This is a genomic window from Stenotrophomonas sp. YJH_SMC_25 (assembly GCF_059369595.1).
This window is the reverse complement of the sequence record NZ_JCAFSV010000008.1, coordinates 12,175-26,338: the sequence shown is the minus strand read 5'-3', so window position 1 is coordinate 26,338 and position 14,164 is coordinate 12,175. Positions and strand designations below refer to the sequence as shown.

12 protein-coding genes are annotated in these 14,164 nt (G+C 65.8%); 4 read left to right on the top strand and 8 right to left on the bottom strand.

All coding sequences use genetic code 11. The features are described from left to right. Positions 1-94: 94 nt before the first annotated feature. Complete coding sequence (locus tag AC5P7E_RS12105) at positions 95-586, bottom strand: peptidylprolyl isomerase (RefSeq protein WP_005408225.1); 492 nt, start codon at positions 584-586, stop codon at positions 95-97. Between the two features lie 273 nt (positions 587-859). Here AC5P7E_RS12105 and typA point away from each other — a divergent pair, with 273 nt between their 5' ends. Genes typA through AC5P7E_RS12090 form a run of 3 tightly spaced genes read left to right on the top strand, consistent with a single transcriptional unit; the run spans position 860 to position 4,850 of the window. Further along, positions 860-2,707, top strand: a complete 1,848-nt coding sequence (gene typA, locus AC5P7E_RS12100) for a translational GTPase TypA (protein WP_005412346.1) — start codon at positions 860-862, stop codon at positions 2,705-2,707. A gap of 11 nt (positions 2,708-2,718) precedes the next feature. Continuing rightward, positions 2,719-3,186 carry a DUF2127 domain-containing protein gene (locus AC5P7E_RS12095; RefSeq protein WP_005408223.1) on the top strand — a complete coding sequence of 156 codons (468 nt, stop codon included), beginning with the start codon at positions 2,719-2,721 and terminating at the stop codon, positions 3,184-3,186. 41 nt (positions 3,187-3,227) lie between these two features. Then, positions 3,228-4,850, top strand: a complete 1,623-nt coding sequence (locus AC5P7E_RS12090; protein WP_088610969.1) for an amidase — start codon at positions 3,228-3,230, stop codon at positions 4,848-4,850. Between the two features lie 91 nt (positions 4,851-4,941). Here AC5P7E_RS12090 and AC5P7E_RS12085 read toward each other — a convergent pair whose 3' ends face one another. Together AC5P7E_RS12085 and AC5P7E_RS12080 are read right to left on the bottom strand one after the other, a co-directional pair. Continuing rightward, positions 4,942-6,126, bottom strand: coding sequence for a mechanosensitive ion channel family protein (locus tag AC5P7E_RS12085; RefSeq protein ID WP_032966454.1), 1,185 nt, complete (start codon positions 6,124-6,126; stop codon positions 4,942-4,944). 760 nt (positions 6,127-6,886) lie between these two features. After that, positions 6,887-8,278, bottom strand: coding sequence for a class II 3-deoxy-7-phosphoheptulonate synthase (locus tag AC5P7E_RS12080; protein WP_012479239.1), 1,392 nt, complete (start codon positions 8,276-8,278; stop codon positions 6,887-6,889). Between the two features lie 221 nt (positions 8,279-8,499). Between AC5P7E_RS12080 and AC5P7E_RS12075 the strand changes: the two genes are divergently transcribed. Next, positions 8,500-10,626, top strand: a complete 2,127-nt coding sequence (locus AC5P7E_RS12075) for a TonB-dependent receptor (RefSeq protein WP_088610970.1) — start codon at positions 8,500-8,502, stop codon at positions 10,624-10,626. 121 nt (positions 10,627-10,747) lie between these two features. On the opposite strand, the gene AC5P7E_RS12070 is transcribed toward AC5P7E_RS12075, so the two are convergent. From AC5P7E_RS12070 to rpsK, 5 genes are all read right to left on the bottom strand, one after another. After that, positions 10,748-11,254, bottom strand: coding sequence for a disulfide bond formation protein B (locus AC5P7E_RS12070; protein ID WP_012479237.1), 507 nt, complete (start codon positions 11,252-11,254; stop codon positions 10,748-10,750). Positions 11,255-11,495: 241 nt separating this feature from the next. Continuing rightward, positions 11,496-11,879: a 50S ribosomal protein L17 gene (rplQ, locus tag AC5P7E_RS12065; RefSeq protein ID WP_005408217.1), complete on the bottom strand. Its 384-nt coding sequence runs from the start codon at positions 11,877-11,879 to the stop codon at positions 11,496-11,498. A 191-nt stretch (positions 11,880-12,070) separates the two neighbouring features. After that, positions 12,071-13,069: a DNA-directed RNA polymerase subunit alpha gene (locus AC5P7E_RS12060; RefSeq protein ID WP_005408216.1), complete on the bottom strand. Its 999-nt coding sequence runs from the start codon at positions 13,067-13,069 to the stop codon at positions 12,071-12,073. 55 nt (positions 13,070-13,124) lie between these two features. Continuing rightward, positions 13,125-13,754 carry a 30S ribosomal protein S4 gene (rpsD, locus tag AC5P7E_RS12055; protein ID WP_004145446.1) on the bottom strand — a complete coding sequence of 210 codons (630 nt, stop codon included), beginning with the start codon at positions 13,752-13,754 and terminating at the stop codon, positions 13,125-13,127. A 15-nt stretch (positions 13,755-13,769) separates the two neighbouring features. Then, positions 13,770-14,159: a 30S ribosomal protein S11 gene (rpsK, locus tag AC5P7E_RS12050; protein WP_004145443.1), complete on the bottom strand. Its 390-nt coding sequence runs from the start codon at positions 14,157-14,159 to the stop codon at positions 13,770-13,772. Positions 14,160-14,164 lie beyond the last annotated feature (5 nt).

Sequence of the window (14,164 nt, the reverse complement as noted above, 5' to 3'; positions counted from 1 at the left end):
GTTTGATGGGACGCCGCGGGCAGAGCCACGCAGGCCAGGCGGGCGGCGGGGAACAGGGAAACGGCCACCCATGGGTGGCCGTTTCGAAGGGGGATCAGGCGGCGAGGTGCTTGTTCCACTCCGCGACGCGGTCGGCCTGGGCGGCCAGCACGGCGTCGACGTCGCCTTCCAGGGTGATCGAATGGATCACGTCGCCCTGCTTGACCGAATCAACGATGGCCTGGCCTTCCAGGACCTTGCCGAAGACGGTGTGGCGGCCGTCCAGCCAGTCGGTCTTGATGTGGGTGATGAAGAACTGGCTGCCGTTGGTGTTCGGGCCGGCGTTGGCCATCGACAGCGAGCCGACCTCGTGCTTCACGCCGTTCTTCTCGTCTTCGAACTTGTAGCCCGGGCCGCCGGTGCCACGACCCTGCGGGCAGCCGCCCTGGATCATGAAGTCGGCGATCACGCGGTGGAAGATCAGGCCGTCATAGAAGCCGTGCTTGACCAGGTTCACGAAGTTGGCCACGGTCAGCGGCGCCTTGTCGGCGAACAGCTCGACCTTGATCGGGCCCTGGGTGGTGTCGAAAGTGGCGATGAGGGACATGAAGATCCTTGATGCAGAGGGGAACGCGTCTAGCCACCTAGTTTACACCTGCCTCGTGGCGGCGGCGGCTTCGACCATCGGTGAAGAACCCGGCTTCAGCCCATGGACGGGAAGCCGCGTCTCCGGGCGCGGGCGGCCCCGGCCGACGCGGCGGACAGCCAGCTGAATGGGCCCCGCGACGGATGTGAAATCCACCTTTTCGCGAATCGTCAAGTTCGACGTATAATGTTGGACTTCTTTTTCCAAATCCGGCGCCGACTGGCCCCCTTTCGTATGTCCATCGAAAATCTTCGCAACATCGCCATCGTCGCCCACGTCGACCATGGCAAGACCACCCTGGTCGACCAGCTGCTGAAGCAGTCCGGCACCCTGTCCGAGCGCACCGTCCTCGCCGAGCGCGTGATGGACAGCAACGACCAGGAAAAGGAACGCGGCATCACCATCCTGGCCAAGAACACCGCCATCACCTGGGAAGACAAGAAGACCGGCATCAAGAACCGGATCAACATCGTCGACACCCCCGGCCACGCCGACTTCGGTGGTGAGGTCGAGCGCGTGCTGTCGATGGTCGATACCGTGCTGATCCTGGTCGACGCGATGGACGGCCCGATGCCGCAGACCCGCTTCGTGACCCAGAAGGCCTTCGCGATGGGCTTCAAGCCGATCGTCGTGGTCAACAAGGTCGACCGTCCGGGCGCCCGTCCGGAATGGGTGATCGACCAGGTCTTCGACCTGTTCGACAAGCTCGGCGCCACCAACGAGCAGCTGGACTTCCCGATCGTCTACGCCTCGGGCCTGAACGGCTATGCCGGCCTGGAAGACACCGTGCGCGACGGCGACATGACCCCGCTGTACGAAGCGATCATGCAGCACGCGCCGAAGCCGGAAGTGGATCCGGAAGGCCCGTTCCAGATGCGCATCAGCCAGCTGGACTACAACAACTTCGTGGGCGTGATCGGCATCGGCCGCATCCAGCGTGGCACCCTGAAGAAGAACATGCAGGTCGCGGTCATCGACCGTGAAGGCAAGAAGCGCAACGGCAAGGTGCTGCAGGTGCTGGGCTTCATGGGCCTGGAGCGCATCGAGCAGGATTCGGCCGAGGCCGGCGACATCGTGGCCATCTCCGGCATCCAGGAGCTGACCATCTCCGACACCATCTGCGCACCGGACTTCCCGGAAGCGCTGCCGGCGCTGACCGTCGACGAGCCGACCATCTCGATGACCTTCCAGGTCAACAACTCGCCGTTCGCCGGCAACAAGGACCTGTCCGGTGGCAAGTTCCTGACCAGCCGCCAGATCAAGGACCGCCTGGACCGTGAAAAGGTCCACAACGTGGCCCTGAAGGTCGAGCAGCTGGAAGACGCCGACAAGTTCCTGGTCTCCGGCCGTGGCGAACTGCACCTGTCGGTGCTGATCGAGAACATGCGCCGCGAAGGCTACGAGCTGGCCGTGTCGCGCCCGGAAGTGATCATCAAGGAAATCGACGGCCAGCTGATGGAGCCGATCGAGCAGCTGGTGGTGGACATCGAAGAAATCCACCAGGGCGGCGTGATGGAAAAGCTGGGCACCCGCAAGGGCCAGCTGAAGAACATGGAATCGGACGGCAAGGGCCGCGTGCGCCTGGAGTACCAGATCCCGGCCCGTGGCCTGATCGGCTTCCAGAACGAGTTCAAGACCCTGACCCAGGGTTCGGGCCTGCTGTTCCACGTGTTCGACCACTACGGTCCGAAGGAACAGGGCGCGATTGCCAAGCGCATCAACGGCGTGATGATCGCCAATGCACCGGGCACCACGCCGGCCTACTCGCTGGGCCCGCTGCAGGAGCGCGGCAAGCTGTTCGCTGCTGAAGGCGACAACGTGTATGAAGGTCAGCTGGTCGGCATCCACTCCAAGGACAACGACCTGACCGTCAACGCGATCAAGACCAAGCCGCTGACCAACATGCGCGCTTCGGGCAAGGACGATGCGATCCAGCTGACCCCGGCGATCAAGTACTCGCTGGAACAGGCCCTGGACTTCATCGAAGACGACGAGCTGGTCGAGATCACCCCGAAGGAGATCCGCCTGCGCAAGAAGTTCCTGACCGAGAGCGATCGCAAGAAGGCTTCGCGCGGCGGCTGAGCCAGCACCCCGTGAACCAGAGCGGCTACAACCCGGATCCACACCGGCATCCGGGTCTCCACGTCATCGCCCTGCTCGAAGCGAGCAAGGCGATGCTGGCGCTGTTGGCCGCCACCGGGCTGGAAGTGCTCGGACCGCAGCCGCTGCGGCACGGCATCATGGCCCTGATCCGGCGTTTCAGCCTGGATCCGGACCATGGCACCCTGCCCTCGCTGCTGCACATGATCAGTCCCGACGCGGTCCACCTGGCCGCGGCGGGGATGATCGGCTACGGCCTGCTGCACCTGGTCGAAGCCTGGGGCCTGTGGCGGGCCAAGGCCTGGGCGTCCTGGCTGGGCTGCCTGACCGCCGCCCTGTACCTACCTTTCGACATCTTCGCGATCATCCGCCATCCCGGTTGGCCGTCATGGACGATCCTGGCGATCAACCTGATCGTGGTCTACGTCCTCGCCCGCGACCTGCGCAAGCGCCACCGCTGAGCACCGGCTACACTGGGGATTGGAGCCGACCAAGCCGCCCCATGCGCCCGTCCTTGCCGCCTCTGCTGACCTGCCTGCTCGCCGCGCTGCCGGCGCTGCTTTCGGCTGGCTGCAGCCCGGCCACGCCCAGCGCGCATGCGGCCGAACCTGCGAGCCGCAACGTGCCGTTCCCGTACGCCGAAACCGATGTCGCCGACCTGCAGGCGCGGATGACTGCCGGAGATCTGGACAGCACCACCCTGACCCAGGCCTACCTGCAGCGTATCGCCGCCCTGGACCGCACCGGGCCCCGCCTGCGCGCGGTGATCGAGCTCAACCCCGACGCCCTGAAGGAAGCCGCCGCACGCGACCGCGAGCGCCGCGAAGGGCGCCTGCGTGGGCCGCTGCATGGCATCCCCCTGCTGCTGAAGGACAACATCAACGCCGCACCGATGGTCACCAGTGCCGGCTCACTGGCCCTGCAGGGCTTCCGTCCGGACGATGCCTACCTGGTACGCCGGCTGCGCGAGGCTGGCGCCGTAGTGCTGGGCAAGACCAACCTCAGCGAGTGGGCCAACTTCCGCGGCAATGACTCCATCTCCGGCTGGAGCGCGCGCGGCGGCCAGACCCGCAACCCCTACCGCATCAGCCATTCACCGTGCGGTTCCAGCAGCGGCAGCGCGGTGGCCGTGGCCGCCAACCTGGCCAGCGTGGCGATCGGCACCGAAACCGACGGCAGCATCGTCTGCCCGGCCGCGATCAACGGCGTGGTCGGTCTGAAGCCGACGGTCGGGCTGGTCAGTCGCGATGGCATCGTGCCGATCTCCTTCAGCCAGGACACCGCCGGCCCGATGACCCGCAGCGTCGCCGATGCTGCCGCCGTGCTGACTGCGATCGCCGGCCGCGATGACTCCGATCCCGCCACCGCGACCATGCCCGGCCGTGCGGTCTACGACTACACCGCGCGCCTGGACCCGCAGGGTCTGCGCGGCAAACGCATCGGTCTGCTGCAGACGCCGCTGCTGAAGTACCGCGGCATGCCGCCGCTGATCGATCAGGCAGCGACCGAGCTGCGTCGCGCCGGCGCCGTGGTGGTGCCAGTGGAGCTGCCCAACGAGGGCGCGTGGGCCGAGGCTGAGCGCACGCTGCTACTGTACGAATTCAAGGCCGGGCTGGAGCGCTACTTCAGCACCCACCGCGCGCCACTGCGCAGCCTGGCCGAACTGATCGCCTTCAACCAGGCGCACAGCAAGCAGGAACTGGGCCTGTTCGGCCAGGAGCTGCTGGTGGAGGCCGATGCCACCACCGGCCTGGCAGACCCTGCCTACATCCGCGCGCGCAGTGATGCGCGCCGGTTGGCCGGTCCGGAAGGCATCGATGCAGCCCTCGCCGCCCATCAGCTCGATGCGCTGGTGGCGCCGACCACCGGTGTGGCGTGGCCGATCCGCAGCGAAGGCGACGACTTCCCCGGCGAGAGCTACAGCGCCGCTGCCGTGGCCGGTTACCCCAGCCTGACCGTGCCGATGGGCCAGATCAACGGCCTTCCCGTCGGCCTGCTGTTCATGGGCACCGCCTGGAGCGAGCCGAAGCTGATCGAAATGGCCTACGCCTACGAGCAGCGCACCCGTGCGCGGCGGCCGCCACACTTTGATACCGATGCGCTGATCGACGCCGGCGAGCCCTGAGCTCCGGTGACGCCGCGACATCTTGCTTCCGGTAGTGCCGGCCGCTGGCCGGCAGCTCGATCGCTCCGGCGTTGCCGGCCAGCGGCCGGCACTACCGATCCTGTGGCTCCACCGGCACGATCGCCGCCTCACCATCTTCAGCACCTGGCGAACGCACATCCGAGGTGCGTGCACGTGGACCACGCGGCATATCCAGCTCGTCTTCGTGTTGCAGCCGCGCACGCACCTGCGGCAACGACTGCGGATGCTCACGTGCGAGGAAATCGAGCATGCGTTCGCGCACCAGGCAGCGAAGATCAAAGGCATCACCGGAACTGCGCGCGCTGACCAGCAGGCGCACCTGGATCGCGCGCTCGTTGGTTTCGGTCACCTGGGTCACGCAGACGCGCCCATCCCATAGCGCCTGGCCATGGCAGATGCGCTCCAGCTCGGCACGGATCGCCGCGATCGGTGCCCGATAGTCCAGCCACAGAAACGCAGTGCCGAGCAGATCGGCACTGCGCCGCGTCCAGTTCTGGAACGGGTTTTCGATGAACCAGGTCAGCGGCACCACCATCCGCCGCTCATCCCAGATCCGCACGACCACATAGCTGCTGCCGATCTCCTCGATGCGGCCCCACTCGCCCTCGACGATCACCACGTCATCCAGCCGGATCGGCTGCGTCAGTGCGATCTGCAGGCCGGCGATGAGGTTGCCGAACACCGGCTTGGCGGCGATGCCCGCCACCAGCCCGATCAGGCCCGCCGACGCCAGCAGCGCCGTGCCGATCTTCTGCACCATCGGGAAGGTCAACAGCACCAGCGACGCACCGAGCACGATGATGCCGCCCATCAACACCCTACTGAGCACGCGCGTCTGGGTCTGGATGCGGCGTGCCTCCAGGTTGTCGGAGACATCGATGGGATGGCTGCGCAGGATCGCGCGCTCGCCCGCCGCCACCGCGCGTACCAGCAGCCAGACGAAGCAGGCCATCAATGCAATGTGCAGTCCGTGCTGCAGATGGCCCAGCAACGGATCCTGCAGCGGCGTCGCCTGCAAGGCGGGAATCAGCAGCAGCAGCGGCCACGCGGTGGCCAGCGGCAACCCGAGTACTCGACCGATACGCGCACGTCGGCGATCACGCCCTTTCAATCGATGATAGATCCACAGGATCAGCCACGCGCCGATGCCGCCCACCACTACGGCCAATCCCAACGGCCATGCGTAGGCCTGTGCGCTCTGCCAGTGCACCGTTGCCACCTCCAGTCGAACAACCAGGTGGACAGCCTCGCGCATGGCGCATGAGCGTCACGTCAGCCGTTCGTAAGCAGGGTGTTGGTCGGCAGGGCTTGCAGCCCTGCACCTGCGGACGCAACGGCAACGGCCGAAGCAACAGCAACAGCAAAAGCGGGTATTCCGTGGGATGGCGGGGGGGGTCCGGTTGCGGGGGGCGCTGCAAGTACGTCCCTAAGCTCGGTCGCCGCTTGCTCGTGTGCGCAGTCCTGGGCACACGGCAAGACCGGGGTTGGGCGTCCTGCCCAACCCGCCCGAGGCATGCCTCGGGCCCATGCGGCTCGCGCCCCCGCAACCGGACCCACCCCGCCTTCGACAGTTTTCTGCGATCTGTCGGAAGCTGCTGCTGATGGTGGGTGCCGACCGTTGGTCGGCACGGGGTCGGAGCCCATTTTGAATACTGCTATCTGACAGAAAAATCGTGTCGACCAACGGTCGACACCTACCAACAGCCGCGCATGCCAATCGCCGCAGTTACCAGTAGATCCACGCCATGCGTGGATGATTCATTCGACATCTGACAGATGTGCCGACCAACGGTCGGCACCCACCAATAGCGACCTGAACCTGTCGAAGGTGGGGCGGTGTCGGAGTGCGGGGTGTCAGCCGCATGGATGCGGCTGCCAAGCTTACAGGGACGTACTTGCAGCGTCCCCGCACTCCGACACCGCCCCGCCATCCCACGGAATACCCGCTGTTGCTGTTGCCGGCCAGCGGCCGGCACTACCGCAGGTGCAGGGCTGCAAGCCCTGCCGAAAACCCATTACCGCACTTGCTCCTGCTTGCGCACGATCGCCATCGCGATCTCCAGCGACTGCTCGTAATTCAACCGCGGGTCCACCGTTGAGCGATACGCACGCTCCAGGTCACGCTCGGTCAGTTCGCGCGCACCACCGGTGCATTCGGTCACGTCCTCGCCGGTCAGCTCCAGGTGCACGCCACCCAGGCGCGTGCCCGCGGCCGCATGCAGATCAAACGACATCTCCACTTCGCCACGCACATTGTCGAAGCGACGCGTCTTGAAGCCATTGGCAGTGCTTTCGGTGTTGCCATGCATCGCATCACACACCCACAGCACGCGGCGGCCATCACGCTTGACGGCATCCAGCAGCGGCGGCAGCTTCTCGGCGATCTGCGCCGCACCCATGCGGTGGATGAAGCTCAGTCGACCCGGTTCGTCGTGCGGGTTGAGCACGTCGATCAGGCGCAGCAGCTGGTCCGGCGTCACCGACGGGCCGACCTTGATCGCAATCGGATTGCGCACGCCACGCAGGTATTCCACGTGCGCGCCATCGAGCGCAGCCGTGCGCATGCCGATCCACGGGTAATGCGTGCTCAGGTTCAACCAGCCCTGCTGGCGCGGCACCTGGCGGGTCAGCGCCTGCTCGTAGGGCAGCAGCAGTGCTTCATGCGAGGTGTAGAAGTCGATGCGGTTGAGGTTGTGCACGCGGGCCCCGGCCAGGGTCTCCATGAAGTGCACCGCATCGCCGATCGAGGCCACCATCTTCTGGTACTCGGCCGCCAGCGGCGAGTGGCTTACCCACTCCAGGTTCCAGTATTCGGGGTGGTGCAGGTCGGCGAAACCACCGTCGATCAGCGCACGCACGAAGTTCATCGTCATCGCCGAATGCGCGTGGGCCTGCAGCATCCGCTTCGGGTCCGGCAGACGCGCTGCTTCAGTGAAAGCGGGTGCGTTGATCACATCGCCGCGGTAGCTCGGCAGGGTCACGCCGTCGCGGGTTTCGGTATCGGCCGAACGCGGCTTGGCGTACTGGCCGGCGAAGCGGCCGACGCGGATCACCGGCTGGCGCAGGCCGTGCACCAGCACCAGGCTCATCTGCAACAGTACCTTCAGCCGGTTGGAGATGGTGCCCGATTCGCAGTCGCTGAAGTTCTCGGCGCAGTCGCCGCCCTGCAGCAGGAAGCGCTTGCCTTCCTGGGCCTCGGCCAGCTGCTGCTTCAGCGCCAGGATCTCCCAGGAGGTGACCAGCGGTGGCAGCCGCTTAAGCTCGTGCAGGGCCGCCTCCAGGGCTACCGGGTCGGGATAGGTCGGCATCTGCAGCGCGGTCTTGCCCCGCCAGCTCTCCGGCGACCAGGCAGCGCCGGCGGCGGTCGCGGCGGGATCGGGCACGGGCGGAACGGCGGACAGGCTCATTGCAGACTTCCGGGATGGGGGGCGGTCATGGTCGCAGAGCCGGCCGCTGACGCAAAGGGCCGGTCCGGCCTACCGGCTCGCCTGAACGGCAGAGAAAGGCCGACGCCAGCGGCCAGATCCTGCATGGTCAGCCGCCCGGGACAGGCGCATGATTTGTTACGGAGTAACACTTCAACGTCATGGACCGGCCCCTTCCACATCCAGCCGCCACCTCTCCCACCATGAAGCCCTCGCCCCTCGCTACCGGCATCACCTTCGCCCTGGCCCTGGCCAGCCTGCCCGCCTTCGCCTCGGCAGCCGACGCCCCCGCTTCGTCCGTCAAGGATCTGGATGCGGTCACCGTCCACGCCCAGCTCGACCAGGCCCGCAACACGCTGTCGCCGGACATCGGCAGCAGCCAGTACCAGATCACCGCCGAGGACATCCAGAAGCAGCCGCTGGGTGCCTCCGCGCCACTCAGCCAGGTGCTGCTGCAGGCCCCTGGCGTGGTTCAGGACTCCTATGGCGGCGTGCATGTGCGTGGCGACCACGCCAACCTGCAGTACCGCATCAACGGCGTGCTGCTGCCCGAATCGATCTCCGGCTTCGGCCAGACCCTGGACGCGCGCACCATCAAGAGCATCCGCCTGATGGACGGCGCACTGCCGGCGCAGTTCGGCGAGCGCACCGCAGCGGTGGTCGACATCACCACCCGCAACGGTGCCGAGCTGGGCAATGGCGGCAGCGCGGGGCTGACCACCGGCTCGTTCGGCAAGATCAATCCGAACGCCTCCTGGTGGGGCAACCAGGGGCGCTGGAGCTGGTTCCTGACCGGCAACTACGACCAGCATGAGGTCGGCCTGGAGAACCCCACCAACTCGCGCAAGCCGCTGCACGACGATACTCACCAGGGAAAGGCCTTCGCCGACCTCACCTACCTGGTCAACGACAACACCCGCCTGAGTGTGTTCGCCGGTTTCGCCAACAACCGCTTCCAGATCCCGGTCAACCCGGGCCAGACGCCACAGTTCGGATATCTGGACACCACCACCTTCGACTCCAGCCAGCTGGATGAGACCCAGCGCGAGACCACCCGCTTCGGCATGCTGGTGCTGCAGGGCACGCTGGGCAGCACCGCGTACCAGCTATCGGCCGGACAGCGCTACAGCGACGTGGCGTTCAACCCGGACGTGGTGGGCGACCTGGTGTTCAGCGGCGTCGCCTCGCAGGTCCAGCGCAGCAACCGCGCCAACACCCTGCAGGCCGACTTCTCAACGCCGTTGGGCAACGACCACACGCTGCGCTATGGCCTGTACGGCAATTACGAGAACGCGCGGGCGAACAGCAACAGCTGGGTGTTCCCGGTTGATGACGGCGGCCAGCAGTCCGGCACGACGCCGCTGTTGATCCCCGACCGCAGCGCGTTCCACGCCAGTACGCTGGCACTGTACGTACAGGACGAGTGGAAGATCGGCGACGACTGGACCGTGAACTACGGCCTGCGTGGCGACCGCTACAAGGCCTTCGGCCGCACCGAAGGCCAGCTCAGCCCGCGCGTGGGCGTGGTCTGGAATGCCAGCGACAGCACCACCGTGCACGCCGGCTATTCGCGCTACTTCACGCCACCGGCCAGCGAGTTGATTGCCAGCAGCGACATCGCGCTGTACGACGGCACCACCAACCAGCAGCCCAGCGGCGGCAACAACACGCCGCTGGCCGAGCGCAGCGACTACTACGACATCGGCGTCTCGCAGCAACTGGGCGAGCACCTGACCCTGGGCCTGGACGCGTATGACCGACGCGTCGCACGCCTGCAGGACGAAGGCCAGTTCGGCGCTGCCTACATCTATTCGACCTTCAACTACCGCCGTGGCCACATCCGCGGCCTGGAGTTCAGCGCCGACTACAGCAACGGTCCGTTCAGTGCCTACTTCAACGCCGCGCTGAACAAGGCCATCGGTACCGACGTCATCACCAGCCAGTACAACCTCGACCCGGAAGCGCTGGCCTATGTGGCCAACCACTGGATCCACCTCGACCACGACCAGAAGCTGACATCATCGGGTGGTCTCAGCTACGCCTTCGCCGGACACAACCGGATCGGCGCCAACTACGTGTTCGGCAGCGGCCTGCGTTCGGACATCGAAGGCGTACCCAACGGCGGCGAGCTGCCGTCGTACCTGCAGGTGAACCTCAGCGCCGGGCACGACTTCAATGCCGACAGCGGCCATCCATTGCACGTCCAACTGGCCGTGATCAACGCACTGGATCGCAGCTATCAACTGCGCGACGGTGGCGGTGTCGGCGTCTTCGCCCCGCAGTGGGGACCGCGCCGAGGTGCTTACCTGAGCCTGCAGCAGGACTTCTGAGGTAGCGCCGGCCGCTGGCCGGCATCCTCACGGTGTGCCGGCCAGCGGCCGGCACTACCCTGCGTCAACGATTGGGGTCAGAGCCCTTTGCGATGCCAAGGGACGCGACCCCGTTTCGCTTTCAGCGCTTGACCTTGCCCAGCGACACCACGAGCGCCCACAACGCCAGCAGCACGAACCACGCGCCCGACCACATCGGCATGGTCAGGCCCAGGAAGGTCCAGTCGATGTTGCCGCAGTTGCCGGTACCGGTCAGTACCGTGCGGAATACTTCCAGCGGCCCCATGGTCTCGCTCAGGAACGCCAGCGGCGGGCCACAGGTGGAACCCATTTCCGGGGGCAGCATCTGCACGTAGACGTGGCGCGCGGCGATGCCGGCCCCCACTGCGGCGGCAATGAACGCCAGCACGCCATAGGTCGCGCGTCCCGGGCGGTTGGAGGGCCCGTGCAGCGCACCGATCAGGAACAGCAGGCCGAGCGCGGCAAAGGCCAGGCGCTGGAAGATGCACAGCGGACACGGCTCCAGGCCCATCTTCAACTGCAGGAAGATCGCGTAGCCAAGCAGGCCCGCGCAGATCAGGAAGCCCAGGAAGAACTGGGCGCGGAAGGGCCAGCGCAGTGGATTCATCGTCAACGCTCAAATGGATCAGGCGCCAAGCGTAACCGAGAGTGCGTGCCATTCGAACCGCCACAGGTGACGCCTGTCGGAACGGTGCGGGTCAGATCCCAGTGCGAATGCAAAGGGCTCTGGCCTGCGGTGCTGCCTGCCCGGGGTCAGGGCCCTTTCCTGCGGAAAGGGATCCGAGCCCTGGAAACGCAAAAGCCCGGCGGAGGCCGGGCTTTCGCTGTGTCGCGTTGGAGCGGTCCGATTACTCGGCCACTTCCTCGGCCACGACCGGACGGTCAACCAGCTCGACGTAGGCCATCGGCGCGTTGTCGCCGGCGCGGAAGCCGCACTTCAGCAGGCGCAGGTAGCCGCCCGGACGGTTCGCGTAGCGCGGGCCCAGGATGGTGAACAGGTTGCCCACGGCTTCGTTGTCGCGCAGGCGGGCGAAGGCCAGACGGCGGTTGGCGACGGAGTCGACCTTGGCCAGGGTGATCAGCGGCTCGGCAACGCGGCGCAGTTCCTTGGCCTTCGGCAGGGTGGTCTTGATCAGCTCGTGCTTGAACAGCGAGGCGGCCATGTTCTTGAACATCGCTTCGCGGTGGGCGCTGGTGCGGCTGAACTTACGGCCAGACTTCTGGTGACGCATGGTGATATTCCTTGGTTAATGATGTGGCTGTGTGGATCGTTGTCGCCATCCTGGCGTTGCTGCGCGGACTGCGGATGGTCCTGGCCGCCCGTCCTGGACGACCTGCCGCGCGAACCTGCGGTTCGTCATGGCATGGTGTGTTGCGTTGAAGGCCCCACCGCGAACGGTGGAGCCTTCAGGCATTACCGATCTCAGCCCAGCATGCCGTGGCTGGCGACACCGGCCGGCGGCCAGTTCTCCAGCTTCATGCCGAGCGACAGGCCGCGCTGAGCCAGCACTTCCTTGATCTCGGTGAGCGACTTCTTGCCCAGGTTCGGGGTCTTCAGCAGCTCCACTTCGGTCTTCTGGATCAGATCGCCGATGTAGTAGATGCTTTCAGCCTTCAGGCAGTTGGCCGAACGCACGGTCAGCTCCAGATCGTCGATCGGGCGCAGCAGCACCGGATCCACGCCGTTGTTGGCCGGCTTGGCCGCACCGCGGTCGCGGTGGGTGAAGTCACCGAACACCGACAGCTGGTCGCTGAGGATGTCGGCGGCGGTGCGCACGGCTTCCTCGGCGTCGATGGTGCCGTTGGTCTCGATATCGATGACCAGCTTGTCCAGGTCGGTACGCTGTTCGACGCGGGCCGCTTCCACGGCATAGGCGACGCGGCGGACCGGCGAGAACGAGGCATCCAGGACCAGGCGGCCGATGGCACGGGTTTCTTCGTCCGGACGACGACGCGCGGCAGCCGGCTGGTAGCCGAAACCACGTTCGATCTTCAGACGCATGTTGATTGCCGTGTCCTTGGTCAGGTGGCAGATCACATGGTCGCCGTTCAGGATCTCCACATTGTGGTCGACCTTGATGTCGGCAGCGGTGACAACGCCCGGGCCCTGCTTGGACAGGGACAGGGTGGCGCTGTCGCCGGAGTGCATACGGATGGCCACGTCCTTGAGGTTCAGCAGGACTTCGAGCACGTCCTCCTGCAGACCTTCGACCGTGGTGTACTCATGCAACACGCCGTCGATTTCGACTTCCGTGATGGCGAAGCCCGGGATGGACGACAGCAGCACGCGACGCAGGGCATTACCCAGCGTATGCCCGTAACCCCGCTCCAAAGGTTCGATAACGACCTTTGCACGAGTGTCGGTAAGGCGTTCGATCTGCGGACCGCGAGGACGCAGAACCTGGTTGGCGGTAACCGTCATGTTGCGGGTTCTCCTAGTGAACCCCCGGCCGTCGCCGGGGGCTCTCCAATGTGAATTACTTCGAATACAGCTCGACGATCAGCGCTTCGTTGATGTCCGCAGGCAGATCCGAACGATCCGGAACAGCCTTGAAGATGCCGGTGAACTTGCCGGAATCCACTTCAACCCACGACGGGCTCAGGTCATGCTGGGCGGCGACGGTCAGGGCTTCCTGGACGCGCAGCTGCTTGGCAGCCTTTTCAGACAGAGCGATGGCGTCGCCAGCCTTGACCTGGTACGAAGCCAGGTTGACCGACTTGCCATTCACGGTGACGCCGCGGTGCGACACCAGCTGACGGGCAGCCGGACGGGTCACAGCGAAGCCCATGCGGTAGACGACGTTGTCCAGGCGGGTTTCCAGCAGCTGCAGCAGGTTCTCGCCGGTGTTGCCCTTCTTGGTCGAGGCCTTCTTGTAGTAGTTGCGGAACTGACGCTCCAGCAGGCCGTAGATACGCTTGACCTTCTGCTTTTCACGCAGCTGGGTGGCGTAGTCGGACAGCTTGCCCTTGCGGGCAGTGGCGCCGTGCTGGCCGGGCTTCTGCTCCAGCTTGCACTTCGAGTCCAGCGCACGCGCCGGGCTCTTCAGGGACAGGTCGGCGCCTTCGCGACGGGCGAGCTTACAGGTAGGACCGATATAACGAGCCATTTCTTATCGCTCCCTTTAGACGCGACGCTTCTTCGGCGGACGGCACCCGTTGTGCGGGATAGGCGTCACGTCGATGATGTTGGTGATCTTGTAGCCGACGTTGTTCAACGAACGCACGGCCGACTCACGGCCCGGACCCGGGCCCTTGATGCGGACTTCCAGCGACTTCACGCCGTAGTCCAGCGCAGCACGACCGGCCTTTTCAGCGGCCACCTGGGCAGCGAACGGGGTCGACTTGCGCGAACCGCGGAAACCAGCGCCACCGGAGGTCGCCCACGACAGAGCGTTGCCCTGGCGGTCGGTGATGGTGACGATGGTGTTGTTGAACGAAGCGTGGACGTGGGCAACGCCGTCGGTGACGACGCGCTTGATCTTCTTCTTGGTCTTAGCAGCGGGCTTAGCCATTTCTC